Origin of the sequence: Streptomyces sp. NPDC052020, from assembly GCF_040680575.1 — a bacterium.
In the GTDB taxonomy this organism is placed as follows: Bacteria; Actinomycetota; Actinomycetes; order Streptomycetales; family Streptomycetaceae; genus Streptomyces.
In genome coordinates this window covers 1-25,877 of the sequence record NZ_JBFAWY010000036.1, presented here as the reverse complement: position 1 = coordinate 25,877, position 25,877 = coordinate 1, and the positions used below count along the sequence as shown (strand labels likewise).

Sequence of the window (25,877 nt, the reverse complement as noted above, 5' to 3'; positions counted from 1 at the left end):
ATGGAAAACACACCTGCCATCATCGACTTCCACGCGCACATCGCCTCGGAGATGTGCTTCCCCAAGTCGTTCCAGGACGGCGTCGTCGAGAACATGCTGGTGGGGCTGGAAAGCCGTGGACTGCCGGTCACCAGGGAAAAGATCGCCAAAATGCACGCCGGCACCCTCCAGGACCCCCTCTGTGACGAACTCGTCAAGCAGATGGACGAAGCCGGCATCAAGGAGTCCGTCCTGCTCCTTCCGGACTTCACCTACGCGCTGAAGGACAGCACGCACACCATCGAGGAACTGATCGAGCACCACAGAACCGTCGTCGACCGCCACCCCGGCCGCTTCCGCGTACTGGTGGGTGTCGATCCCCGGTGGGGTGCGGACGGCCTCGCGCTCTTCGAGAAGGCGATCGTCGACTACCGCTTCGACGGGATGAAGCTGTACCCGCCGTGCGGATACAAGCTGTCGGATCCGCAGCTGTACCCGTACTACGAGATCTGCGCCCAGTACGCGCTGCCCGTGCTCTCGCACATCGGAGCCACCTCGCCGGTCCTGGACTTCGAGATCGCGCAGCCCATCTTCGTGGACCGGGCGGCCAAGGACTTCCCCGGAGTCGACTTCGTCCTGGCGCACGGCAGCGTGCACTACCCGGACGAAGTGGCCATGCTCTGCAACAACAGGCCGAACATCTACGTGGACGTCAGTGGATACGAAGCGTCGGGCACCGCGGCCCTGAACCGGCTCTTCCGGCGCGGAATCAACCACAAGGTCCTCTTCGGCACGGACTGGCCGGTGTTCCGGATGCAGGGGCGGCAGATCAACCTCGTCGAGAAGCTCTCCAAGGAGGGCGCCTTCCCGGAGGGCATGACCGAGGCGGACCGTGACCTCTTCTTCCACAAGAACGCGGCCCGGCTCCTCGGGAAGAACAAGCTGAAGTCGGGGCCGCCGGCCACCGGTTGATCCAGAGGTCCATCGGAGCCATCGACCGCAAGAATCCCGGACGAACCGCAGAAAGGCACCACGGTGACTGAAGGAATTGCCGAGCGCAGCTCTCTGGCACTGACCCCCGAGCAGGTCGAGTTCTTCAAGGAGAACGGATTCGTCGGACCGTTCGACCTCTACTCCGAGGACGAGGCCCCCCTCCTGTGGAACCAGGCGATGATCGAGATGGTCACGTCCGAGAACAAGCCGCACGACTCGACGATCATCAACTACGACCGTCACCTCGACTGCAACACCCTCTCGGACCACATCAGCCGGCCGGAGATCGTCCACAAGCTCCGCAGCCTGATCGGCGACGACATCCTGTGCTGGAAGACCAACATCTTCAAGAAGGCACCGGGCGAGGCCGGCACCGGGTGGCACCAGGTCGAGACCTTCGTGGTGGGCGAGACCACCACCTCCGCCACCCCTTCCCTCACCTACACCGAGGAGAGCAGCCACCTCACCCAGGAGCTGACCGTCTGGACCGCCTTCTCCCCCGCGAGCCGGGAGCACGGCTGCCTGCGCTACATCCCGGGAAGCCACAAGCGGTGGTACTACGACGAGAGCAGGCCGCTGACCCGGAACGTGGAGAGCAAGTCCCACGACTTCTTCGGCTACGACTACTCGGAACTCAAGCTCGACGACGACTGGGACCCGAACCAGGAAGAGATCGTCGACATGGAGATGAAGCCGGGCCAGTTCGTCATCTTCCTGGCCAAGTGCATCCACGGCTCCCTGCCGAACGTCAGCGACACCACCCGCCTGGGCTTCGCCTCCCGTTACGTGGCCCCGTCGGTCAAGGTGTACGAGAACGTCGACCGCCTCAGCGAGTTCGGCGACGAGATCAGCCTAGACTACCACGGCTGCGTCCTGGTGTCCGGTGAGGACCGGTACGGATACAACCGGCTCCACGACAAGAACCTCAACGGCCACCCCTTCCGGAAGGTCGGCACCGATGAGCAGTGACGAGTACCGCCGCAAGCTGGCGGAGTTCCTCCGGACCCAGCCCATGACGGCCGAGGTGACCTACGAGGACCTCGTGAAGGCCGGCTCCCGGGAAGAGCTGGGCATCAGTTCGCTCGACATCATCCTGGTGATCGTCAACTACATCAAGGAGCGCGCCAACGACAGCGTCGAGCTCAGGCCCGAGTGGGTGTCCCGGCTCCATGACGTGGACGGCATCATCTCGGTGATCCAGGAGATAGACGCGCGCACGCTCGAGCAGGCGTCGGCCTGACATACGCCATGCCCGTCCCGGGCCCGGCCGGCCCGCACCGGCCCCGGGCCCGGGCCGGCCGATTCGGGGAGCAACGACCTTGCGTTACACGGACGTCGGCATCGGCTCGTTCGCGTGTGTGTTCGGTGATCTGCGGCGCGTGCCGCACGACATCCCGGACTTCGACACGCTGTGGCGGTCGGTCGCGCCGGACACCGACTTCGCGTCCATGGGGTGCGGCACGTTCCGGGCGATGTCCCGCCCGGTCGAGGAGTACGTCGTCGCCTGCGTACGGGACACCCTGAGCGACCGGGGCGTGGAACCGGCGGACGTCGACCACCTCGTCTTCGCGACCAGCGACGCGCGGCTGGCCTCGCTCGGACCGGATTTCGCCGCCACGGTCCTCGGCCGGCTGGGCATGACCGACTGCGTTCCGGCCGTGGTCTCCTTCCAGCAGTGCTGCGGCTCCCTGTCGGCACTCCGGTACGGCTGGGACCTCTTCGCCGACGAGCAGGTCAGGCATGTCGTCCTGGTCGCGCTGGACTTCACGCCCGACGACACCGACCGTGTCAGACCGTTCGCCCTGTTCAGCGACGCGGTCACGAGCTGTCTGATCAGCCGGGGCGGAGCCGGCCGGTTGCGCCTGGCGTCGGCGGCGGTCCAGGTCGACCAGGCGGGGCTCGCCGGACGCGACTCGTTCGTGTCGAGGCAGAAGGTGGCGCAGGCGGCGCTGGCGAAGGTGTTGCAGGAGAGCGGGGCACGGCTGACGGACGTCACGAAGGTGTTCCCGACGAACCTGTACCAGCCCGTGGCGCTGTTCAACGCGACGATCGCCGGCCTGAGCCGGAAAACCCTGCACTTCACCGACACACTCCGGGACTATGGGCACTGCGGCAACTGCGACTGGATGATCAACCTTGCCGACCACCGCGACAGGACCGGAATCCGTGCCGGGGACACCTACCTGGCCCAGGCATCGGCACCGGGGTTCTTCGCGTGCGGTCTGCTCACGGCCGTCTGACGCCGCCCTACCAACCAGAAGAAAGGTGTCATGGTGCAGATCACGCTGGATGACCTCTCGGGTCCCGAAATCATCGCGTTCCTCGACGAGCACGTGCGGGAGATGAGGGCCATCACGCCCCTGGAGAGCAAGCACGCGCTGGGCCTCGAGGGGCTGCGCAAACCCGAGGTCACCTTCTGGTCGGTGCGGGACGGCGGCGCGGTGGTGGGATGCGGTGCCATCAAGGCGCTCGACCCCGACCACGCGGAAATCAAGTCGATGCGCACGGCCGCGTCCCGGAAGCGGAGCGGCATCGCCTCCATGATGCTCACGCACATCATCGCCGAGGCACGGCAAATGGGGTTCTCCCGGCTGAGCCTGGAGACCGGCTCGGCCGACTTCTTCGCCCCGGCGCGCGCCCTGTACGCGAAGTTCGGCTTCGAGCCCTGCCCGCCCTTCGGCGACTACACCGAGGACCCCAACAGCGTCTTCATGACGAGACTGCTGCGCGAGCCCGAGGGGCACGACCGGTGAGGAACGCCCTCTACCCTTACGACGGCGAGCTGTACAGCAGACTGTTCCTGAACTGCTACCAGCGCCAGTCCCTGGTCATGCTGGCGGAGCGGGTACCGCACATCCCCCTCCTCTTCCACTCCTGCCTGATCAGTACGGACGAGATCCTGCGGCAGGTCGTCCGGGAGCGGCGCCCCAAGTACGACTTCGCGAGCGGGCTCCTCGCCCCCGAGAACCTGGCGAGGATCGGCGTCACCGCGGAGGAGGAGTCCTTCGGCAGTTACGCCGAAGCCCGGTCCTTCGTGCGGGACATCGTGCACCGCGAGGGTTACGCGATCCTGGTCGGGGACGTCTACTACTGGCCCCACTGCCCCGAGTACCGCACGCGGCACCTGACCCACACGATCGTCCTCACGGGGTACGACGCGGACACGGCCCGGTGGCGGATCCTCGACGACAACCCGGCGAGCGTGCTGTGCCGGTACACCTACCCCGAGCAGGTGATCGCCGACAGCTACGACCACGGTGAAGTGCGGCGGATCAGGTACTTCACGATCCGGGAGGCCGACGCCGAGGCGGCCGAGCACGGAGCGCGCCGGGCCTTCGCGGAACTCCTCGAGACGTACGAGGACAGCCACCGGTTGCTGACGGCGGTGGCGGACATCGTCTCCTGCCCGTGGACCGCGCCGGAGCACGCCATCGCCTCCCTGCACGACGCCTTCGGGCTCTATCAGGGGTCGCGCACCGCCCTGCTGGCCTACACGCGGCGGACGGCGGGCGATCCCGCGGCCGAGGACGGGCTCGGCCGCATCGTGCGCCAGGCCGCCGGCGTACACGGTCAGTTGCTGCTCGGCAAGGTCACCGGCACCGTGGACCTGGACCGCTTGACGGCCGTGTGCCGCGAGCTGAGGGACGCCGAGGAGGAACTGGTGCGCCGGCTGAAGGCCGTGACCGCTGCCCGGGGGCGGGTGTGACCGAGTTACAGGCGGCGATCCTCCTCGCCGATCTGGCGCTCATCCTGGCGGTGGCGCACGGAGCCGGCCGGATCGCGCGTATGCTCGGCCAGCCCGCAGTCATCGGGGAGATCGTCGGCGGCATCCTGGTCGGCCCCACCTTCTTCGACGGGGCGATCGCCCTCGCGCTCTTCCCGCTGGACGTACGGCCCCACCTCGGCGCGCTGGCCAACCTCGGGCTGGTGCTGTTCATGTTCGTCGTCGGCATGGAGTTCGACTTCGGCAGACTGCGGGGCTCCGGGCGGATCGCCGGGGCCACCGTCATCGGCTCCACGCTGGTGCCGTTCGCGCTGGGACTGCCGCTCGCGCTGGTGCTCCTGCGCGAGCACGAGCCCGCCCACCGGCCGGCGTTCATGCTCTTCATCGGGGTCGCGGTCTCCGTCACGGCCTTCCCCGTCCTGGCGCGCATCCTCACCGACCGCGGCATGAACGGGACGTGGCTGGGGTCGGTCGCCCTCTCCACGGCGGCGATCTGCGACCTCGCCGCGTGGCTCACGCTCGCCGCCGTCCAGACCCTGGTGGGCGGCAGCCACGAGAACCACTGGCGGGTGCTGCTCGTCGTCCCGTACGCGGTGGTGCTCATCGTGTGCGTCAGACCCCTGCTGCGGCGCGTCCTCGCCCGCGGCCGCGACGAGCGGGGCCTGTCCGCGGGGCTCTTCGCCGTCGTGCTGCCGGGGGCGCTGGTGTCCGCCGCCGTCACCCAGTTCCTCGGACTGCACTTCGTGATCGGGGCGTTCCTCTTCGGTCTGGTCATGCCCCGCCGCGAACACGCGCCGACGCGGGAGGACCTGCTGCGGCGCACCGGACACATGACCAGGCTGCTGCTGCCGGTGTACTTCATCGTCGCCGGGCTGAAGGTCGACCTCTCCCGGATCGGCTCGTCCGGTCTGTGGGAGCTCGCCCTGATCATGTGCGTCGCGGTCACCGGTAAGTTCGCCGGTACGTGGATCGCCGCCCGCTCGCAGGGACTGCCGTCCCGGGGCTCGGCCGTGCTCGCGACCCTCATGAACACCAGGGGCCTGACCGAACTCATCGCGCTGAGCGTCGGCCTGGAGGCCGGGCTCCTGGACGAGAGGCTCTACTCGCTCTTCGTCGTCATGGCCGTGGTCACGACCGCCATGACGGGGCCGCTGCTGCTGTGGCTCCTGGGGAAGGGCGCGCAGGACCGGGCCGGACCACCGGACGGGGCGATTCATGGCCTTACGTCCGCCGGTCATCATGCTGCCATGCAGCATGGTGATCGCCCGGGGTGACTGGCGCCGTACCCCTCGTCTGGCACCCTGGTGCCGGTGAACCCCCGTACCGCTTCGTGAAGTCGGAACCGCCGTCGGCCCCCTGGGGCCCTCCCGAGGAACCTGCGAATGACGCGACCGGACGACAAGCCCCTGCTGCTCGTGATCACCAGCGGATTACGTCGCTACCGCGAGTACCTGCTGAGCTCGATATCCACCCGCTACCGCGTGCACCTGATCGACTCCGTCGCCGCCGACTGGGAGCTGCCCTACCTCGCGGGCTCCACCGTGGTGCCCGACACGGGCGCGGCCTCCGTGCTGGCGGCCGCGCGGCGGATCGCGGCACAGCAGCCGGTCGCGGGAGTGATGAGCTGGCACGAGGAACACATCGTCCAGGCGGCTGTCGTCGCCGAGGCCCTCGGCCTGCCCGGGACACCGGCGGCGGCCGTGCGGCGCTGCCGCGACAAGTTCGCGACCCGCACCGCGCTGGCCGCCGAGGGCCTGCCGCAGCCCGCGTTCGAAGTCGTCGGCGATCTCGACGAGGCGCTCGCCGCCGCCGACAAGCTGGGCTACCCGGTGGTGCTCAAGCCGCGCGCCGCCGGCGGGAGCCAGGGCGTGGTGCTGGTGCGCGACGCGGCCGAGCTGGCCGACCAGTTCACCGCCACCCGGGACGTCCCGGTCCCGCACACACCGGTGTTCGAACAGGCCGTCCTGGTCGAGGAGTACCTCGAAGGCCCGGAGATCAGCGTCGACTCGGTGGTGTTCCGGGGCCGGGTGACGCCCCTCTTCGTGGGCCGGAAGGAGATCGGCTTCGCGCCGTACTTCGAGGAGACCGGCCACCTGGTGAGCGGCGCGGACCCGCTGCTGTCGGACCCCGGGCTGCTCCGGGTGCTGAGCGGCATCCACGCGGCCCTCGGCTGCACGGACGGCTGGACGCACACGGAGCTCAAACTCACGTCGGACGGCCCGAAGCTCGTCGAGGTCAACGGGCGCCTGGGCGGCGACCTCATCCCGTACCTCGGCATGCGCGCCACCGGCGTGGACCCCGGTCTCGCGGCCTCCGACGCGGCCTGCGGTGTGGAGCCGACGACGACGGCGTCCGCGGCGGACTGCGCCGGTGTGCGGTTCTTCTACCCGCCGGCCAACGACACGCTCATCGAGTCCGTGGACTTCGACCGGTCCGCGCTGCCCCCCGAGACCGACCTGCTCCAGCCCTTGGCCGGCCCCGGAGACATCGTGTCCCCGCCGCGCAAGGGCCTCATCGACGGGCGGATCGCGCTCGCGACCGCGGTGGCGCGGAACGAGCAGCTCTGCCGCGCCGCGCTCGACCACGCACAGGCCGCGCTCCGGCTCTCCGTCGCCGCGGCGGGCGAGTAGGGAGAGAGCGGCCATGCGCATCCTCGTCCTGCACCGCGTCCCGGACTCGTTCGTCCACTACGCCGAGAACATCGACCACGACCGGCACGACGTCACATACGTCAGCGCACCCGACCGGCTCGCCACCCTTCCGGCCGGGGTGCGGGCCCGCCGCCTGGAACGCCCCGGGACCGGCGACACCGCGCGGGAGGTCCTCACGGCCGTGGCCGGTCTGCCCAGGCCCGATCTGGTCATCGCCCTGTCCGAGTACGACCTGCTTCCGGCGGCCCGGGTGCGCGAGGCGCTGGGCGTTCCCGGCCCCGGCGAGCGCGAGACGCTGCCGGCCAGGGACAAGGTCCTGATGAAGGCGGCGGTCGCGGCGGCGGGGCTGCGCGTGCCGCGGTTCGCCGCGCTGCCCCGCGTCCTCGCCGGCGGCCCGGACTCCGTGCCCTGGCGCGGGCGGACGGTGCTCAAGCCGCTGGCGGGCGCGTCGAGCGAGGGCATCTCCACCCATTCGACGGTCGCCGACGCGCTCGACGCGGTCCGCCGGGCCGACCCCCCGGTGGCCGTCGAGGAGTTCGAGATCGAGGAGTTCGTGTCGGGCCCCATCATCCACGTCGACGGGGTGCTGGCGGCCGGCGCGCCGGTCGCCGTCCAGACGAGCCGTTACGTCGGCACCTGCCTGGGGTTCGCCGAGGGCAGGCCGCTGGGCTCGGTGCAGACGGACACGGCGCCCGAGGTGGTCGACTGGACCCTGCGCTGCCTGCGCGCGGTCGGCATCGAGGACGGCCCGTTCCACCTCGAGGCGATCGAGACGCCCGAGGGACCGGTCTTCCTGGAGGTGGGCGCGCGCTTCGGCGGCGCCGACGTGGTCGACACCTTCGAGCTGGCCACCGGGGTGCGCATGCCGTCGGCCCAGGTGCGGCTGCTGGTCGACGGGTCCGGCGGACGGCCGGCGGCGCGGGTGCCGCGCCCCGGCGAGAGGTACGGCTGGTTCGTCTTCCCCGGGCACACCCTGGGGTCCCGCTACTGCCGGATCAGCGGCGAGAAGGCCTTCCGGGACGACCCGGTGGTGTGGCGCTGGGTGCAGCGCGGGGCCGATGAGCCGGTCAAGGCCGCGATCACCTACGCGGACTCCGACGTGCCGCTCGCGGGCGTGATCGGGCCCGCCCCGGAACCGGTCCTGGAGCGCTTCCTCACCGGCCTGTTCGCGTCGGTGAGGGTCGAACCCGGAGACGGCGCGTGATCCGGCACCGGTCGACCGTCCGCCTTCCCGCCCTTCCCCGTACGCCGAGGAGCCGACAGCGATGACCCTGCGCCCCCGCCTCGTCGTCACCGAGCGCAGGCCCGACGGCACCTCCGTGATCGCCGCGGACGAGCCGGCGCGGCCGATCACCGTGGGGGCCGTCCCCGGCTCGGAGTTCTACCTCCTGTGGGGCACCGAGGACGGCGGTGCCGTGGTCGGCACCACACCGCGGCCGCCCACGCTCCTTCCCTTCTTCGCCGGTACGGGTGGTACGCGCCTGCTCCTCGCGCGCTACGCGCCGCAGTCGTCCATCCCCGAGCCGCTGGGCGATCCGGACGAACTCGCGGCCGAGGCCGCCGAGAAGCTGCCCGGGCTGCTGGACGTGATGGAACCCGGCGGGTCCGGCATGCACACCACCGACACACTCGACTACGGCATCTGCCTGGAGGGCGAGCTGTACCTGGAGGTGGACGGCGGCAGGGAGGTCCTGCTGACGCCCGGCACCTGCGTCGTGCAGCAGGGGACCCGTCACGCCTGGCACAACCGGGGGGACAAGCCGGCCCTGATGTGTTTCGTGGGGATCGGCGCCCGGCGGGAGCCCTGATCCCGGCGGTCCGCCGGCCGCCCGCCGCGGACCGGAACGGGGAGGGTGAGGGAGGGGAAGGAGAGAGGCGTTGAGGGCCTATCTGACCGTGTTGCGCATCGCCGACTACCGCAAGCTGTGGCTGGGCGCGGTGATCAGTCTGGTGGGCGACGGGGCGAGTTGGATCGCCATGTCGTGGCTCGCCGTGACCGTCGGCGGGGCGGGCGCCCTGACCCTCCTGGGCCTGTGCTACTTCGCCCCGGTCGTCGTCGGCGGCCTGCTGGCCGGCAAGATCGTCGACCGGTTCTCCCGACGGTGGCTCCTGGTGTCCGACTCCGCCGTGCGCGGTGTGGTGATGCTGGCCGTGCCGGTCCTCGCGGTCGCGGACCTGCTCGCCCTGTGGCACCTGTACGTCGTCGCCGTCGTCTACGGCGCGCTCAAGATCCTGCCCATCGGCATCATCCCCACCGTCATCCCGGACCTGGTGCCGCAGCGGCATCTGAGCACGGCCATCGCGCTGGAGTCCGTGGCCACCAACGCGGCGGGGCTGCTGGGACCGATGGTGGGAGGAGCGCTGATCCCGCTGATCGGCGTGAACTGGGTGCTCGCCGTGGACGCGGCGAGCTACTTCGCCTTCGCCCTGGCCGTGCTCACCATGAAGGCCCGGCTGGACAGGCCGGCGCAGCCCGGGGGTGACGGCTCCGCGGCCGGGCGCGGCCACTGGGCCCCGGTCGTCAGGCTCGTCCGCACCGACCGGGTGCTGCTGACCATCACCATCGCGTTCACGACCTTCAATGTGGCCATGGGCATGCTCATCGTGGCGCAGCCGTGGCTCGCGCACGAGCGGCTGCCCGGCGGTGCCACCATGCTCGGCGTACTGGTCGGTGTGCTGGCCTGTGCCGAGCTGACCGGATCGGTCATCGCCGGCGTGGCCCGGCCCGCGGTGCGCCCCATGCTGCGCATCGGGCTGCTGCAACTGGTCGCCGGCGGCGGCCTGTTGCTGCTTCTCGGCGCGCATCCGGTGTGGGTGCTCACCGGCCAGGTGATCTGCGGCGTGCCCGCGGCGATGCTGACCGTGTCCTCGCAGGCGGTGCGGTACCAGCGCACCCCCGAGGCGCTGCGCGGCCGCACCATGACCCTGATGCGCACGCTGATGCTCAGCGCCCTGCCGGTCGGCTCGATGATCGCCGGTCCGCTGCTGGACTCGGGCCGGTACACCGCGATGGTCCTCGTGATGTCCGTACTGGCCGGCGCGCCCGGACTCCTCGGCGTGCTCTACGTCCGCGACGCCGTGGTCAACCCCCGCGTGCCCGACCCGGCCGCACCGGCGCACAGCCCGTGACGGGCGGCCCCCCGAAAGCCCCGGAGAAGAAAGGTGGCAACCGTGGCCGGCCTCGCACAGGCCCGCGTCCGCCGCGCCGTCGAGCTCGACTTCGCCAAGGCGCGTGAGTACGTCGGGCTCCACGAATACGACGGCGAGGTCCAGGACCTCTCCCCCGGCGGGGTCGCCGCCGCCCTGGGCCGGCTGGGACGCGGCCCGCTCCCCGACGACCCGTTCGACGCCGCCGTGCTGGAGATCCACGAGGACGGGCTGCGTGCCCGGTTCGCGGAGGCCGAGGTGCACCGCCGCGACCCGCTCGTGCACGTCGCGGCCATGGACCTCGCCTGCTATGACCGGGAGTACGCGCCCGCCGGGGAGCGCCGCCGGGCCCGGGAGCGCCATCTGCGGTCATGGCCGGACGCCGTCGACAACGCCCTGGCGGCCCTCGACCGGGTCCCCGCGCCGGTGGCCGCGGCCTCGCTGCCGGCGGTCCGCGGCCTGGCGGCGGGTGTCGAGGACCCCGGGGCGCTCGCCGCGGTGGGCCGTTTCGCCGCCCATGTGGAGGCGGCCGCCCGCGGCGGTGCACCGTCGGCGGCGCTCGGAGCGGGTCTGTTCCTCCGGCTGCTCGGGGCGGGAGAAGGGCTCGGCTTCGACATCGCCGGGCTGACGGAGACGGCCGAGCGCGAGAGGGACCGGCTGCGGGCCGTCCTCGACGAGGCGGTGGCGCGGTACGCCCCCGGCGAGAAGGCGGCGGACGTGGTACCGGTCCTGCTGCGTGACCATCCGGTCACGGCCGAAGGCGTCTTCGCCACGGCCTCCGCCCTGATCGAGGAGGTCACCGCCTTCGCCGTGGAGAAGGACCTGATCGGCGACCCCGGAGGCCGGTGCGAGGTCGGGCCGGCGCCGGCGTCACGCGCGTTCGCCCAGGCGATGATGTCGTGGTCGGCACCGTACGAAGCGGACGCGCCGAGCTGGTACTACATCGTCCCGCCCGATCCCGCCTGGTCGGCGCAGGAGGCCGAGGAGTGGCTGGCGGTCTTCAGCCGCGCGTCCCTTCCCGCGATCACCGTGCACGAGGTGACCCCCGGCCACTACGCGCACGGCCGGGCGCTGCGCGCACTGGACAGCGACGTACGCCGGGCCTTGGAGTCCCCGGCGTTCGTCGAGGGGTGGGCCCACTACGCCGAGGAGCTCTACGCGGAGGAGCGCTTCCGCCGGGGCGACCCGCTGTACGTCATCGGGATGGCCGTGGAGGCGCTGCTGCGCGTGACCCGGCTGGCCTGCTCGATCGGGCTGCACACCGGGTCCCTGTCGGTCGAGGAGGCGGCGGCGCGGTTCGCGTCCGACGCCTTCCTGCGGGGTACGGCCGCGCTCGGCGAGGCCCGGCGCGGCACCGTCGATCCGACGTACGGGCGGTACACCCTCGGCAAGCTGGAGATCCAGCGGGTACGCGGTCTCGCGCGGGACCGCTGGGGCGGCGGCTACACCCACCGGCGGTTCCACGACGCCCTGTTCGCCCTCGGCATGCCTCCCGTCGGGCTGCTCGAACGGGCGGTGACCGGTGATCTCGCGGGCTGAAGATCGTAAGAAGGCGGCAGCCCGTATGTACTGATTTGCTGCCCTACTTTCGCCGGTCATCATGCTGCCATGCAGCTTGCTGATTCATGGTCACGAGGCAATGGGCATGCGCGATCTGACAATGTAATGCATGTCGATCGAACGACCGAATGCGTAAGGGGTCGGTGCTCTGATGCACTACGGCAAGGCTTTCGTGGGGTCCATGACGGCAGCAGCCATTTCCCTGGGCGTGGCAGGAACGCTGCCGGAGGAAAGGTCCTCGACTCGTCCGCGTACGGACACCGGCTGGGGCAGTGTCGCCTCGGCACATCTGGGCGGCACCGGCTTCGGCAGAGCGGTGCTCGGCGATGTCCACGACACAGGCTGGGGCTGATCACCGGACGATGACCGGTCCGGACCTGAACACGCACCGCTTACCTAGGACGTGATCGAATGAGTGGCCTGGTGGGCTGGGTCGATTTCCATCGTGATCTCGAAAAACACGAGGACGTACTCCAGCGGATGACGGAGACGATGCGGCATCGCGGCCCCGACACCAAGGGGGTCTGGGTGTCGCGCACCGCCGGTCTCGGCCACCGGGGGCTGGCGACGTCCCGCACGTCGAGCGCCTCCGAGCCGTTGCGCGTCGAGACCGGCAAGGGGACCGCGGTGGTCGCTCATGCCGGCGAGCTGTACAACTCCGGTGAAGTGATCCGGGCTCTCGAGAGTGCGGGGGCCCGGCTGGAAACCCGCTCCACCGCCGAAATCCTGGGAAAGGCTTTCCTGACCTGGGGAAGCGAATTCGTCGACAGACTGAACGGCGCCCTCGCCTTCGCCATCTGGGATGTGCGGGAACGGCGCCTTCTGCTGGGGCGTGACCGGCTCGGAGTCAAGCCCCTCTATTACTTCGAATACCCCGGCGGGATTCTCTTCGCCTCCGAGCCGAAAGGGATCATGGCTCATCCGGCCTTCCGGGCGCGGATGGACCTGTCCGCCCTGCCCCTCGTCCTGCAACCCCGCCTCGCGCTGCCCGGCGAGACGCCGCTGGCCGGCCTCGCGGAGGTGCCGCCCGCCCATGTGGTCACCTACGCGGACAGGGGGCTGAGCCGGCGGCGGTACTGGCGGCTGCGCAGCGAACCGCACCACGACTCCTTCGAGGCGACCGCGCGCCGTGTGCGCGAGCTCCTGGAGGACACCGTCGCCGGGCAGCTCACCACCGCGGTGCCACTGGGCGCCATGCTGTCCGGAGGCATCGACTCCACCTCCGTGGCGGCGCTGGCCACGGGCACCCTGCGCCGGGAGGCGCCGGGCACGGCGCTCGAGACGTTCTGCGTCCAGTTCGAGAGCGACCCCGCGCACTGGGTGGCGACCGAGCTGCGGCCGGACATCGACGCGCCGTACGCGGCGGCCGCCGCGGAGTTCATCGGCAGCCGCCACACCACCCTGACGGCCACGACGCGGCAGCTGCTGGACGCCATCCCGGCGACCCGGCGGGCGCGCGACCTGCCGGGCTGGGGACAGTTCGACGCGTCGATGTACCTGCTCTTCGAGCGGATCCGGCGCGGTTGCACCGTCGCCCTCACGGGTGAGGCGGCCGACGAGATATTCGGCGGATATCCGTACTTCTTCAAGCAGGACGTGATCGGGCGCGACCACTTCCCCTGGCTCGGCAACGGGCCCGCTCTCTCGGACTATCTCTCGCCGGACGTCAAGGCCGTCGTCGACCCCCGGGAGGACGAACGCGCCCGGTACGCGCAGTTGCTTTCCGAGGTGCCGCGACTTCCCGGAGAAGACACGGAGAACGCCCGGATGCGGGAGTTGTTCTTCCTGGGCCTGTCGGGACCTCTCGCGGTGATCCTCGACCGTAAGGAGCGCATGAGCATGGCGCTCGGTCTCGACGTACGGGTGCCGTTCTGCGACCACCGCCTCGTCGAATACGTCTGGAACGTTCCGTGGTCCATGAAGTCCCGTGGCGGCGTAAAGGGCTTGCTGAAGGCGGCGATGAAGGACATCCTGCCGCCGAGCACGGTGAACCGGAAAAAGAGTGCCTATCCGCACGTGCAGAACCCGGAATATGATCACACCCTCATCCGTGAGGCGTCGTGGATTGTCAATGACAAGGCATCACCGCTGGCCTGGATGTTCGACACGGTACGGATGAACGAACTCATCCGGCAGATCAGTGCCAATGAGCTCCGGTCGGAACTGCCCGGTGGATCGAACCAGGCGGCCCTGCTCATTCAGCTCGTCGAAATGCACCACTGGGTCGACACGTACGAGGTCACGGTCGGCTGACGGAAAGGGAGTGAGCCCATGCTCGAGCTGATACCCCTCACCGACGGTATCGGCACCGAAGTCCGCGGTATCGATGTGACAGGCGACATCTCCGATGCTGACTTCGACCGGATATACCGGGCCTGGATCGACACGACCGTCCTGCTCTTCCGCGACCAGGACATGACTCCGGCCCAGCACATCGCCTTCACCAAGCGGTTCGGTGAGATTTACACCTACACCCGCTCCCAGTTCAATCACGACGAACATCCCGAGATCCTGATCCTTTCGAATCTCACGCGCGACGGAAAGCCGATCGGCTCCGCGTACAGCGGACGGGTCTGGCACAGCGACGGGCACTACCTCACCGAGCCGCCGGTCGGCTCCATGCTCTACGCGCGCGAGGTGCCGCCCGTCGGCGGCGACACCTGGTTCGCCAACATGGTCGCCGCCTACGACGCCCTGCCGGAGCGGACGAAGGAACGCATCGACGGCCTCAAGGTCATCATCAGCCGTGTGCAGTCGCGCCCGTACAACTACCCCGACCGGCCGGCGCCGACCCCCGAGGAGCGCGCCGAGTGGGTCGACGTGGCGCAGCCGCTGGTCCGTGTCCACGAGGAGAGCGGGCGCAAGGCCATCTACGCCGGCGGCAATGTGCCCTGGCGGATCGAGGGCATGCCGGAGGAAGAGAGCGCGCCGCTCATCACCTTCCTCCAGGAGTTCTCCGTCCGGCCCCGGTTCACCTACCGCCACCAGTGGCGTCCGGGCGACATCGTCCTGTGGGACAACCGGAGCGCGATGCACAGGGCCACCTACTACGACCATGTGGCACACCGGCGGCTGATGCACCGCACCACTCTCGCGGGCCGGCCCTCGGCCGGGACGGGGACGGCTCCGTGAGCGCCCGCCCCGCCATGAGGACGCACGACTACATCATCGTCGGCTCGGGCGCCGCGGGGTCCGTGCTGGCCGGCCGCCTCACCGAGGACCCGGCGATCAGCGTCCTGCTCCTGGAGTCGGGACACGAGCGGCGCAGTCCGCTGCTGTCCATCCCCGCCGCCGAGACGGTACTGATGGGAAACCCCCGGTACGACTGGTGCTTCGAGACCGACGCCGACCCGACCATCGAGGGCCGCAGCGTGGGCATCCCGCGGGGCCGGCTCCTGGGCGGCTCGAACGCCATCAACGGCATGATCTTCGTACGCGGTCAGCGGCAGGACTACGACGACTGGGAGCGCCTGGGCAGCCCCGGCTGGTCGTGGGAGGGCGTGCTGCCGTACTTCCGGAGCATGGAGCGCGCACCGGCGATCGCAGGCGCCGGGCGCGGGCGGACCGGCCCGATCTCCGTCGGGCTGCCGAGGGAACGCGACGAGCTCTGCGACACCTTCATCACCGCGGCCGTCAAGGCGGGCTACCCGGAGAACCCCGACTACAACTCCGGTGATCAGGAAGGGTTCGGCTACTACCAGGTCAATCACGAGGGCGGCCGGCGCTCGTCGGCGGGCGGAACCTACCTCAAGGCCGCGCGGCGACGCCCCAACCTCACGCTCCTGACCCGGGCGCACGTCACCGGCCTCAGGTTCGACGGCACCCGCTGTGTCGGCGTGCGGTACCGGCACGGCGGTGCCGAGTACCGGGCCGACTGCGGCCGTGAGGTCATCGTCAGCGCGGGAACCGTGCAGTCCCCGCAGCTCCTGGAGCTGTCCGGCATCGGCTCGGCGGAGGTGCTCGGCGGCGTGGGGGTCCCCGTGGTGCACCACCTCCCCGGCGTCGGTGAGAACTTCATGGACCACTTCGCGGCCCGGCTGCGATGGCGGGTGCGCCGCCCGATCACGTTCAACGAGCGCTCCCGCGGGCTGGGCCTGGCGCGTGAGGTCGTCGCGTACGCGCGCGACCGGCGAGGTCTGCTCAGTCTGCCCATCGCCCTGGGCTTCGGGTTCGTCCGTACCTCGCAGGCCGAGCAGCGGCCGGACGTCCAGTTCCACTTCGCGCCGGCCAGCTACGGCCAGGCGTCCCGCAGGAGACTGGACACCTCGCCGGGCATGACCGTGGGCGTCTACTGCCTGCGGCCCGAGTCGCGGGGTTCCATCCACATCCGCTCGCGCGAGCCGTTGACGCCCCCCGCGATCCGGCCGCGTTTCCTCGACACGGAGCACGACCGCCGCAAGCTGGTCGCGGGCATGCGCATCGCGCGCCGGATCGTCGAACAGCCCGCCTTCGATCCGTACCGGGCGTTCGAGCTGACGCCCGGCAGCGCGGTGGAGAGCGACGACGAACTGCTCGCCTACGCGAGGTCCCACGGTGACACCTCGTACCACCCGGTGGGCACCTGCCGGATGGGCAACGACCCCATGGCGGTGGTCGACGAGCGGCTGCGGGTGCACGGCGTGCAGGGCCTGCGGGTGATCGACGCGTCCGTCATGCCGGCCATGGTCTCGGGCAACACCAACGCGGCCAGCATGATGATCGGCGAAAAGGGCGCCGCCATGGTGCTGGAGGACCACAGGAAGCGGTCCCGCGCCTGACCGAGGTCACTCAACCGTTGAGCCAGGAAGTGAGTGAAGGGGAGATACGCGTGTCCGATGAGCTCTCGGTCAACCGTTTCGACTACGAGGCGAATCTGCGCAGGGCGGGTTCGTACCGCGACCACCGCAGCGCGTTCTGGCCGCCGACCGACGGCTACGAGGTCTCCTTCCTGGACCTCGCCGGCGACACCCCCGACTTCGGCGGCGCGTTCCTGCGGAGCCTGGCCGTCCTCAAGGACGAGATCGAGGCGGAGTGGAAGCGCGTCAAGGACAAGGGGGTTCCCGCCCGCCGGCGCTTCAACGCCCCCCGGCCCGTCGCCGAGGCGATGCGCGAGATCGCCGAGCACCTGCCCGGGGCTGCCGACCGCCGGGCGCTCACGCTCAGGGCCAGGGCCGTACAGGACGGCTACAACGACGACATCCTGCGCGAACTGGCCGGGATGGAGGAGGAGTTCACCGTCGTGGCGGGGCAGGTGTCGACCTGGTACGGCAAGGAGGTCAAGGGCCTGCCGACCGCCTTCGCCTGCCGCGCCGACGAACACCGCCAGTCCTTCGTGTCGCAGGCGCTCAGGGCGGAGGAGGACGTCGCGGCCCATCTCCGCCGTCTCCACGCCGACCTGCGGCTCGGCCGGCTGCCGGCCTTCGGCGCGGCGCGGCTCTTCTTCATGGCGGGAGAAGGAAACCTCCACCCCAAGCACATCGCCTACTTCCTGCCCGAGGACGAGGGCGTGAAGTACTCGCCCTTCAAGAAGACGTACTACTTCGGCAACACCCATCAGGCGCTGCTCGAGAGCATTTCGGCTCCGCTGGCCGCCCGGTTCCTGCGCGTCGACGCGGAGTTCGATCCCGCCGCCGAGCGGTTCGCAGCCATTCCCACCCTGGGTGTGCTCAGCCATGAACTCGGGCACTTCGTCCACCGCCCGGCGACCGACTTCAAGGAGCTCAACGCCCAGGACCGCTGGGCCTCCGTGGTCCTCCAGGAGATCGCGGCCGACGTCTTCGGCATCCTCATCCTCGCGGAGGTGTGGGCGGAGCGGTTCGGCATCGCCCAGGCCGATGTCATCGCCTACTACCTGGCGGAATGCCTGCGGTATGTCGACCGCGGGCTCGGTCACTTCCCCGACAGCGACGGCATGTTCCTCCAGCTGTCGTACTTCGTCCAGCTCGACGCCCTCACCGTGAAGGAGGAGCGGCACGGCCGGGTACTGGCGGGCGACTCGCAGGTCGTCCTCGCGGGGCTGCGCTCACTCGCCCGCGTCCTGGCCGACGCTCTGCTCGCGGGGAAGGCGGAGCCCGCGGCGGCGCTGCACAGGACCTTCGGCCCGGCGGCACCGGCGCCTCTGCGCCCCCTGATCGAGGAACTGCGCCGGCTCCCCTCCAAGTCCGTCGAGTACATCCAGGAACACCTCTACTCCCCCGCCGCTTCCGCGGCCTGAGCAAGGAGACAGACAGGTGAGCAGAACGAAACAGAACCTGGACCGGGTCCGCGACTACTACACGACACAGCGCGCCGTGGGACAGGAGACCGCCAGCATCTACGCCATCTGGGAGAGCGGCGGGGCCTTCAACGACTCCGTCACTCCCTCCACCTATGTCCCCGAGTACCGCTCCCACATGGTCCGCCGGCTGATGTCGCTGACGGGGGACGGGTCGAGCATCTTCTCCCTCGGCTGCGGCAACGCCGCCGTGGAGGGCGTCCTCGCCGGGCTGGACCGGAAGGTCCGCGGTATCGACTGCAACGAGGAGGCGGTCCAACTGGCGCGGAAGAAAGGGGTCGACGCCTTCACCGCGGACTACTTCACCCTGCTGCCCGAGGACGTCGCCGACGCCGACGCCGTCTACGCGGACGGATTCCTCGGCCATCTTTTCGACCCCGAGGAGCACATCGCGCCCGCGCTCGACAAACTGGCCGACCTCCGCCTGAAGTCCGGGACGCGCCTGGTCTTCTCGAACGACGCGCCGCCCGATCCGCGGGTGGGCTTCGCGCCGCACGAGCGGGTGGAGGACTTCTGGTTCATCTCCAAGGACTACCTCCAGGAGAGTCTCGTCTCCCACGGGTTCACTCCCGTGGAGAGCTACTACTTCTCCTACCGGCGGCCCCTGAGCGGGGAGCGGAACCGCACCATCTGCATCGCCCACGTGCCGTGACCTGGCGGAACGTGGTGCCGAGGAGTGCCGTGGAGAGGGGGAGAGATGCCTTTACCGGACGGGTTCGCCCGCAGACTGCTGCCCATACTGGATGACATCGTCGCCGTCCATGGGACGCCGTTCCACATCTATGACGCCCGCGGGATCATCGAGACCCACCGCGGCATGGTGCGCGCCTTCCACGGCCGTCCCTTCCGCCAGTACTTCGCGGTGAAGGCCCTGCCCAACCCCGCCGTGCTGTCGCTCCTGCTCGACGAGGGCAGCGGACTCGACTGCGCGTCGCCCGTCGAGCTGGAGCTGGCCGAGTACGTCGGTGCCGTCGGCGACGACGTGGTGTTCACCTCCAACAACACCTCTCTGCCGGAGTACGACCGCGCCCTCGCGGCGGGCGCGCTGATCACATTCGACGACAGCTCCTTCTTCGACAAGGTCGGCACGCTGCCGTCCACGGTCGCCTTCCGCGTCTCACCCCACGGCGTCTCCGCCGGCTCGCCGCTCATGGGTGACGCCGCCCACACCAAGTTCGGTGTGCCGGCGGACCGGATCGCCGACGCCTACCGCGAGGCCCGCCGCCGGGGCGTGACGCGTTTCGGCCTCCACGGCATGATGTGCGCCAACGAACTGGACGTCGACCGGGCGGCCGCGGCCGCCGCCGATGTCATCGAACTCGGCGCGCGCCTCGCCGCCACCACCGGCATCGAGCTGGACTACATCAACGTGGGCGGCGGCCTGGGCATTCCCTACCGCCCCGAGGACAAGCCCTTCGACTTCCAGGCGTACGCGGACGCCGTCGGGGCGGCGCTGCGGCGCTGTTTCCCCGGCCGCGAAGGGCCCAGGATCCTGATGGAGTGCGGCCGGTACGTCACCGGCCCGCACGGCGTGCTCGTGACCAGGGTCATCAACCGTTCCCACAAGACCCGGGAGATCGTCGGGGTGGACGCGTCGATGTCCGCGCTCATGCGTCCCGGGTTCTACGGCGCCTACCACCATCTGACCCTCCCTTTCGCGACCGGGCGTGCTCACACCCGGGTCGACGTGGTCGGCGCCCTCTGCGAGAACATGGACAAATTCGCGATCGACCGCTCGCTGCCCGACCCCCGGGAGGGGGATCTCGCGGTCATCCACGACACCGGTGCCCACGGGCATGCCATGGGTTTCACCTACAACGGGCGCCTGCGGCCGGCCGAACTGCTCCTGACCGACGACGGCGAGGTCGTCGAGATCCGGCGCGCGGAGGGCTTCGCGGACTACCTGGCGACGGCGCGGTGGCCGCCCAGGCGCGTGCCGGTCACGGCCTCCGCCCGCCCCGAGCACTCCCCAGCGACGCGAGAACCAAGGTGAACAGCGTGCACAACAGGACTCTGATCGAGGACGCCTTCGAGCGGCGTGCCGAACTGACCGAGGACGACCTGTCGGCCCTCGCCCCGCATATCGACGCCGGTCTGCGCGCGCTCGACAGCGGCGAACTGCGGGCCGCGCGGCCCGTGGACGGGGAATGGGTGACGGACACCTTCGTCAAGAAGCTGATCCTGCTGTCGTTCCGGACCCACGACAACGCACCGGCGCAGGCCGGGGCCGGACAGCCGAAGAGCTACGACAAGGTGCCGCTGAAGTTCGAGCGGTGGCGGGAGGCCGACTTCCGCAAGGCGAGGATCAGGGTGGTCCCGGGCGCCGTCGTGCGCTTTGGCGCCCATGTCGCGGCGGGAGCGGTCCTGATGCCGTCCTTTGTGAACATCGGCGCCCACATCGGCTCCGGGACCATGATCGACACATGGGCGACGGTGGGTTCCTGCGCCCAGGTCGGCGAGCGCTGCCACATCTCGGGGGGCGCGGGCATCGGCGGTGTCCTCGAACCGCTCGGAGACGCCCCCGTCGTCATCGAGGACGATGTGTTCGTCGGTGCGCGCAGCGAGATCGCCGAGGGGGTCAGGGTGCGCCGCGGGGCGGTGATCGGCATGGGCGTATACCTGGGCCGTTCGACACCCGTGGTGGACCGGGCGACGGGCCAGGTGTTCCACGGAGAGGTGCCGGAGAACGCCGTGGTGGTGCCCGGTTCCCGGGCCGACCGGCGGCGGCCGGAACTCTCCGTCTACGCGGCCGTGATCGTCAAGTACGCCGATGAGCGGACGCGGGGCAGGACCGCGCTGAACGAGCTGGTGCGAGACTGACCGATGAGCAGCCCACCTCGCAGTGCCTTCGCGCGCCTGCGCGCGCTGCTCCACGGCGTGCCCCCCGCTGCGGGGCTCGACGCGGTCGAGCTCCACTTGGGGGAGTCGCGCCTGGGGCCGCCGCCCGCCATCGACTTCACCCCCCTGGCGTCGGCCGAGGGCTGGACCCGCTATCCGCGCCTCGGCGGCAGCGCCGAGCTGCGCGCCGCGTACGGCCAGTGGCTGGGGCGCCGCTTCGGCGTCCGGCACAGCCTTTCCGACGGGACCCTCGCCCTCGAGCCGACCCCCGGCACCAAGCAGGCGGTGGCCGTGACTCTTTCGCTCGCCGTCGCGGACGCCCGCCGGGCCCGGACGGGCGTCCCCGCGGTGGTCATGCCCAACCCCTTCTATCCGACGTACCGCGGCGGGGCGGAAGCGGCCGGCGCCCGGCCGGTCTTCTACACCTCGTACGACGCCGGTGACGCCGGGCCCGTCGAAGCGGCCGTGCGGGCCGCGGGCGGCCGGGCCGCCGCCGTGATCGTGTGCAACCCCGGAAACCCCCGGGGCGAGATCATGCCGGCGGACACGCTGCGCGCGGTGGCGCGGATCGCCGCGCGGGCCGGGGCTCTGCTGGTCGTCGACGAGTGCTACACGGATCTCTCCCTCGGGCGGGCGGCCCCCGGCTACCTGTCCCTGGTGGAGGAGGACGGTGGGGCGGCGGGGCCCTTCGTGGTGCTGCACAGCCTGTCGAAGCGCTCCGGGACACCCGGGCTGCGCAGCGGCTTCCTCGCCGGTGACCCGCGCACCGTGGGTGCCTACGCCGGCCACAACCGGCTGTGCGGCGTCTCCTGCGCCCTGCCCGTCGACGCCGTGAGCACCGCGCTCTGGTCGGACGACACGCATGTGGCCCGGGCCCGGGCGGCGCTGGCGAAGAACTGGGAGCTGGCGGACGAGACGCTCGGGGACCTTCCCCGGTACCGCAGGGCCGAGGCGGGTTTCTTCCTCTGGCTCCCCGTCGGCGACGACGAGGAGACGACACGCCGGTTGTGGAGCTCTCACGCCCTCATGGTCATGCCCGGCCGCTATCTCGCCGCCGAGGGGCCGGAGGGAGTGAACCCCGGCCTCGGTCACGTACGCATCGCCCTGGTCCATGACGCGGTCCTGATGCGCACCGCCCTCACACGCCTGAGAAAGGCACTTCTCTCCTTCGGGGCCACATGCGAATGGGGTGAGCCGGCATGACGTACTGGCCGTCGGTGGACGAGACCGCGACGAGGACGCCACCGGTCCGGGGCGGCCGCCAACTGGCCGCGGCCGCCGCCGGGAACGTCGTCGAGTGGTACGACTGGCACATCTACACCTTCCTGGCCACCTACATCGCTGCGGAGATCTTCCCCGAGGCGGCCGGGGACTCGCTGGTGCCGCTGCTGTCGGCCTTCGCCGTCTTCGCGGTCGGGTTCTTCGCACGCCCGCTGGGCGGACTCGTACTGGGCTGGGTCGCCGACCGCCGCGGCCGGCGCGCCGCGCTGACGGCGGCCATCCTGCTGATGGGCGCCGGATGCCTGCTGGTGGCGCTCACCCCCACCTACGCGACGGCGGGGGTGCTCGGGCCGGCCGTGCTGGTCGTCGCCCGGCTGCTGCAAGGGATGTCCGCGGGCGGGGAGTTCACGGCCAGCACCACCTTCCTGGTGGAGTCGGCCGGGCCGGGCAGGCGCGGGCTGTTCTCCAGCTTCCACTACGTCTTCGCCACGGCCGGGCAGGTGCTCGCCTCCGGCGTCGCCGCGCTGCTGGTGTTCGGCCTCGACGACGGCGCCATGCACCAGTGGGGCTGGCGGGCGGCCTTCCTCCTGGGCGCGCTGATGAGCCTCGTCGGGCTGTGGATCCGGCGCGGCGCCCAGGAGACCCGCGGCGAGGCGCACCGGCACGCCCGCCCCGGGCTGTTCGAGGCGCTGCGCACCTGTCCCAGGGAGTCCGCCCTGATCTGCGGCATCACGGCGGGCGGCACGATCGCCTTCTACACCTGGACCGCGTATCTGCCGACGTACGCACAGGTCGACGCCGGCTTCGACAAGGCGGATTCCCTGCTGGTCAGCACCGTCTCGCTGGTCTTCTTCGCGCTGGTGCAACCGCTGGGCGGCCTCCTGTCGGACCGGGTCGGCCGCCGGCCCCTGCTGCTGTTCTTCGCGTTCGGGTTCGCCGTGCTGTGCGTGCCGCTGCTGAACCTCGTCTCCGGCTCCTTCCTGTCACTGCTGTGGGTGCAGTGCGCGGGGCTGCTGCTGCTCACCGGTTACTCGTCGATCGCCGCGGCCGTGCACGCCGAGGTCTTCCCCGCTCGGGTACGCGCCGCGGGGATCGGCTTTCCCTACTCCGTCACCGTGGCACTGTTCGGAGGGACGGCACCGTATGTGGGCACGCTCTTCACGGAGTTGCGCGTGCCCGGCGCCTTCCCCTGGTACGTGGCGGTGCTGTGCCTGCTGTCCGGGCTGGTGTACCTCCGGCTGCCGGAGGGCGCGCACAGGCCGCTGGACCGGTGAACCGTGCGTCCCGGGCATCGCGCTGCTCGACGAGAGCCCGGCTCGGCGCGCTGCCCGGTCGGCCGCGGTCATGTGTGCATGCGCTCCCGGGCCGCCAGCAGGTACCCGGCCTGGAACCGGCTCTGGGCGCCGAGCTCCGTCATGAGTTCGGCGACGTGGCGGCGGCAGGTCCGTACGGACATGCCCAGGCGCGACGCGATGGAGGCGTCCGTCAGGCCGGCCATCAGCAGCCGGATGATGCTCTGCTTCAGCTCGTCGGCGATCTCCGCCCGGCTGTCGGTGCTGATGGCGAACGGCTCGGCGTACAGCCACAGCCGCTCGTACGTCCCGGTGACGAACGCCACCACATGCGGCTCCCGGATGAGCGCGGCGGCGTGCGGGTTGTCGGGAACGGCGATCAGCGCCACCTTCCGGTCGAAGACCAGCAGCCGGGTGAAGTGGTCGTCGAGGGTACGCACCTGGGCGCCCAGCCGGGTCACCCGGTCGACGTAGGCGCTGGTGCCCTGGCTGAAGCGGGCCGTGTGCTGGTACAGGATCTGCATGCGGACCCCCCGGCTCAGTGCCTTCTCGTCGCGGGGGGCCGCCTCCTCCAGAACGCTCTCCTCCCGTCCGCCGCCGGGCTGGGCCGTGAGGATCTCCTCCTCGCACTGGTCGGTGAGATCGGTGATGACGGCGCGCACATCGGCGAGGTTGTCGAGGAGCTGGAACTGGCTTCGGTGCTCGTGCGCGGACAGGCTCGCCTCGAACGCGGGCATGAACGACATGAGTTCCCTGCGCAACTCGTCGATGCGGGACCGGCGCGTCCTCATGTCGCGTTCGAGCGGCCCGAGGATGTCGGCGGCCGCCTCGTCCGGCGGCACCGCCGCGAACCCCCGGTCCGGCAGGTCGCGCAGCAGCCCCAGGCTGAGCAGCCGCTCCACGGCGGCCTCGGCCTCCTCGCGGGTCCTGCACAGACCCGTGGCGAGCTCGGCCGCGTTGATCCCGAGCCCGCGCTCGCGGTTGAGCGCATAGCTGTACACCTGCTGTAACGTGCTGGGACTGACCAGCTTGTCACCCATGCGTCCCCCTCAGTCCGTCGTCAAATGAGTTGTCGGTGAGTCGTGGTGGGGTGATACGCCTCCGCCGGGCCGCGCCGGACGGACGGTTGTCAACAGCATCGTGCCGCAGGGCGGGGCGCGGGCGGGTCGCCGCCTCGGCCCGCGCTCACCGCGGTTCGGCTCCGGTCGGTACGCCGCCCCGGGTCCGGGCGCCTCGGGAGCCGGTCGCCGACGTGGCTGGTGGCCTGGTCGCCCGCCGATTCTCCCACCTTCGCGGACGCGGGAGTCCCGGCCCACGTCCCGCGACGCGTCGCCGCTCACGGCTCGCTCACCCCCACGCGGCGCCCCCCTCCCTCCGGACGCGCACAAGACCACGGGCGCCGCCGCGGCGCTCTCCGCGCGCCTCAGCGTGGTCCGCGCCCCGCGCTCGCTCCCGAGCCCGATCGTCGTCACCCGCTGACCCCCTCGAGGAGCGCTGGTCCCCAACCGGCCCCCAAAACGATCAAGGGCCGGTTTCGGATACCTCCGAAATCGGCCCTGACCTGCGACTCTCACGAGTCGGGACGACAGGATTTGAACCTGCGACCCCTTGACCCCCAGTCAAGTGCGCTACCAAGCTGCGCCACGTCCCGGTGCGCCGCCACACGGTGATCCGCGTGATTGCGCGGACAGCACTTTACCGCACACCCCCGGCGGGTTCGAAAGGGGGCCCGGGCGGGACCGGCGGGGGCGCCCGCGCGGGACAATCGCCTCATGGGCAGTACATCCTCAGGCCGGCCGGCGGACGCGCGGGACCGGGACAGCGAAGGGCGGGCGCGCAACGCCCGGCCACGGGACGGGCTCGGGCGGCCGCTGCCCTACGGGGCGGACGGCGTGGCCAGACAGCCGGAGGGGGTCGTGCGGACCCCGCGGGACACCATCGCCGAAGCGCAGCGGCTGCTGGACGCGGGCAGGCCCTTCCACGCGCACGAGGTCTTCGAGGACGCCTGGAAGTCGCGGCCCGAGGCGGAGCGGGAGCTGTGGCGGGGGCTGGCCCAGCTCGCGGTCGGCCTGACGCACGCGGCCCGCGGGAACGCCACGGGCGGGAGCCGGCTGCTGCGGCGGGGCCCAGTTCTACGCCGCCGGTCTGCCCTCCCTCCACCTCGACGTCCTCGCCGCCGCTGCCGGCCGCGACGTCACCGGCGAGGCCCTCGCCTGGTA

The 25,877-nt window shown here is 70.7% G+C and carries 24 protein-coding genes and 1 tRNA gene; 23 read left to right on the top strand and 2 right to left on the bottom strand.

The genetic code is table 11. The features are described 5' to 3' along the window. The 22 genes from AB0L74_RS28365 (at nucleotide 1) to AB0L74_RS28260 (ending at nucleotide 23,640) form a co-directional block, all read left to right on the top strand. Nucleotides 1-951, top strand: a complete 951-nt coding sequence (locus AB0L74_RS28365) for an amidohydrolase family protein (protein WP_365658320.1) — start codon at nucleotides 1-3, stop codon at nucleotides 949-951. Between the two features lie 63 nt (nucleotides 952-1,014). Further along, a complete protein-coding gene (locus AB0L74_RS28360) occupies nucleotides 1,015-1,941 on the top strand; it encodes a chlorinating enzyme (protein WP_365658317.1) in 927 nt (308 codons plus the stop codon). Next, a complete protein-coding gene (locus tag AB0L74_RS28355) occupies nucleotides 1,931-2,212 on the top strand; it encodes a hypothetical protein (protein ID WP_365658314.1) in 282 nt (93 codons plus the stop codon). The genes AB0L74_RS28360 and AB0L74_RS28355 overlap by 11 nt, the downstream gene beginning before the upstream one ends. A 79-nt stretch (nucleotides 2,213-2,291) precedes the next feature. After that, on the top strand, nucleotides 2,292-3,212 hold the full coding sequence (locus AB0L74_RS28350; RefSeq protein ID WP_365658311.1) for a hypothetical protein: 921 nt from the start codon (nucleotides 2,292-2,294) through the stop codon (nucleotides 3,210-3,212). 33 nt (nucleotides 3,213-3,245) lie between these two features. Next, nucleotides 3,246-3,725 (top strand): GNAT family N-acetyltransferase, encoded by a 480-nt coding sequence (locus AB0L74_RS28345; RefSeq protein ID WP_365658410.1) that lies wholly within the window; start codon nucleotides 3,246-3,248, stop codon nucleotides 3,723-3,725. Continuing rightward, nucleotides 3,722-4,678, top strand: coding sequence for a BtrH N-terminal domain-containing protein (locus AB0L74_RS28340; protein WP_365658308.1), 957 nt, complete (start codon nucleotides 3,722-3,724; stop codon nucleotides 4,676-4,678). Before AB0L74_RS28345 ends, AB0L74_RS28340 begins: the two co-directional genes overlap by 4 nt. Continuing rightward, nucleotides 4,675-5,970, top strand: coding sequence for a cation:proton antiporter (locus tag AB0L74_RS28335; protein ID WP_365658305.1), 1,296 nt, complete (start codon nucleotides 4,675-4,677; stop codon nucleotides 5,968-5,970). Before AB0L74_RS28340 ends, AB0L74_RS28335 begins: the two co-directional genes overlap by 4 nt. Before the next feature lie 108 nt (nucleotides 5,971-6,078). Further along, nucleotides 6,079-7,326 carry an ATP-grasp domain-containing protein gene (locus AB0L74_RS28330; protein WP_365658302.1) on the top strand — a complete coding sequence of 416 codons (1,248 nt, stop codon included), beginning with the start codon at nucleotides 6,079-6,081 and terminating at the stop codon, nucleotides 7,324-7,326. Between the two features lie 13 nt (nucleotides 7,327-7,339). Further along, the gene (locus tag AB0L74_RS28325; RefSeq protein WP_365658298.1) at nucleotides 7,340-8,551 is read left to right on the top strand and encodes an ATP-grasp domain-containing protein; all 1,212 of its coding nucleotides are present in this window, start codon (nucleotides 7,340-7,342) and stop codon (nucleotides 8,549-8,551) included. Nucleotides 8,552-8,612: 61 nt separating this feature from the next. Then, a complete protein-coding gene (locus tag AB0L74_RS28320; protein WP_365658295.1) occupies nucleotides 8,613-9,155 on the top strand; it encodes a cupin domain-containing protein in 543 nt (180 codons plus the stop codon). A gap of 70 nt (nucleotides 9,156-9,225) precedes the next feature. After that, nucleotides 9,226-10,476 carry an MFS transporter gene (locus tag AB0L74_RS28315; RefSeq protein ID WP_365658291.1) on the top strand — a complete coding sequence of 417 codons (1,251 nt, stop codon included), beginning with the start codon at nucleotides 9,226-9,228 and terminating at the stop codon, nucleotides 10,474-10,476. Nucleotides 10,477-10,518: 42 nt separating this feature from the next. Further along, nucleotides 10,519-12,033 carry a DUF885 family protein gene (locus AB0L74_RS28310; RefSeq protein ID WP_365658288.1) on the top strand — a complete coding sequence of 505 codons (1,515 nt, stop codon included), beginning with the start codon at nucleotides 10,519-10,521 and terminating at the stop codon, nucleotides 12,031-12,033. 202 nt (nucleotides 12,034-12,235) lie between these two features. Continuing rightward, a complete protein-coding gene (locus AB0L74_RS28305; protein WP_365658285.1) occupies nucleotides 12,236-12,406 on the top strand; it encodes a hypothetical protein in 171 nt (56 codons plus the stop codon). Between the two features lie 59 nt (nucleotides 12,407-12,465). Then, a complete protein-coding gene (gene asnB / locus AB0L74_RS28300; protein ID WP_365658282.1) occupies nucleotides 12,466-14,307 on the top strand; it encodes an asparagine synthase (glutamine-hydrolyzing) in 1,842 nt (613 codons plus the stop codon). Between the two features lie 18 nt (nucleotides 14,308-14,325). Then, entirely contained in the window at nucleotides 14,326-15,186 is an 861-nt protein-coding gene (locus AB0L74_RS28295) for a TauD/TfdA family dioxygenase (protein ID WP_365658278.1), read from the top strand. Then, complete coding sequence (locus tag AB0L74_RS28290; RefSeq protein ID WP_365658275.1) at nucleotides 15,183-16,811, top strand: GMC family oxidoreductase N-terminal domain-containing protein; 1,629 nt, start codon at nucleotides 15,183-15,185, stop codon at nucleotides 16,809-16,811. Before AB0L74_RS28295 ends, AB0L74_RS28290 begins: the two co-directional genes overlap by 4 nt. A 50-nt stretch (nucleotides 16,812-16,861) precedes the next feature. Continuing rightward, entirely contained in the window at nucleotides 16,862-18,247 is a 1,386-nt protein-coding gene (locus AB0L74_RS28285) for a hypothetical protein (RefSeq protein ID WP_365658272.1), read from the top strand. Between the two features lie 16 nt (nucleotides 18,248-18,263). Continuing rightward, the gene (locus AB0L74_RS28280) at nucleotides 18,264-18,959 is read left to right on the top strand and encodes a class I SAM-dependent methyltransferase (protein ID WP_365658269.1); all 696 of its coding nucleotides are present in this window, start codon (nucleotides 18,264-18,266) and stop codon (nucleotides 18,957-18,959) included. A gap of 45 nt (nucleotides 18,960-19,004) precedes the next feature. Continuing rightward, the gene (locus AB0L74_RS28275; protein WP_365658266.1) at nucleotides 19,005-20,300 is read left to right on the top strand and encodes a diaminopimelate decarboxylase; all 1,296 of its coding nucleotides are present in this window, start codon (nucleotides 19,005-19,007) and stop codon (nucleotides 20,298-20,300) included. A gap of 5 nt (nucleotides 20,301-20,305) precedes the next feature. Next, nucleotides 20,306-21,127 (top strand): 2,3,4,5-tetrahydropyridine-2,6-dicarboxylate N-succinyltransferase, encoded by an 822-nt coding sequence (locus AB0L74_RS28270; protein ID WP_365658263.1) that lies wholly within the window; start codon nucleotides 20,306-20,308, stop codon nucleotides 21,125-21,127. 3 nt (nucleotides 21,128-21,130) lie between these two features. Next, a complete protein-coding gene (locus tag AB0L74_RS28265) occupies nucleotides 21,131-22,348 on the top strand; it encodes an aminotransferase class I/II-fold pyridoxal phosphate-dependent enzyme (RefSeq protein ID WP_365658261.1) in 1,218 nt (405 codons plus the stop codon). Next, nucleotides 22,345-23,640, top strand: a complete 1,296-nt coding sequence (locus AB0L74_RS28260; protein WP_365658258.1) for an MFS transporter — start codon at nucleotides 22,345-22,347, stop codon at nucleotides 23,638-23,640. The genes AB0L74_RS28265 and AB0L74_RS28260 overlap by 4 nt, the downstream gene beginning before the upstream one ends. A gap of 68 nt (nucleotides 23,641-23,708) precedes the next feature. Here AB0L74_RS28260 and AB0L74_RS28255 read toward each other — a convergent pair whose 3' ends face one another. Beyond that, the gene (locus AB0L74_RS28255) at nucleotides 23,709-24,698 is read right to left on the bottom strand and encodes a LuxR C-terminal-related transcriptional regulator (RefSeq protein ID WP_365658255.1); all 990 of its coding nucleotides are present in this window, start codon (nucleotides 24,696-24,698) and stop codon (nucleotides 23,709-23,711) included. Nucleotides 24,699-25,235: 537 nt separating this feature from the next. After that, nucleotides 25,236-25,309: transfer RNA gene (locus AB0L74_RS28250), tRNA-Pro, on the bottom strand. A 121-nt stretch (nucleotides 25,310-25,430) separates the two neighbouring features. On the opposite strand from AB0L74_RS28250, the gene AB0L74_RS28245 reads away from it, so the two are divergent. After that, the coding region (locus AB0L74_RS28245) for a DUF309 domain-containing protein (protein ID WP_365658252.1) at nucleotides 25,431-25,877 on the top strand (447 nt) is incomplete at its 3' end.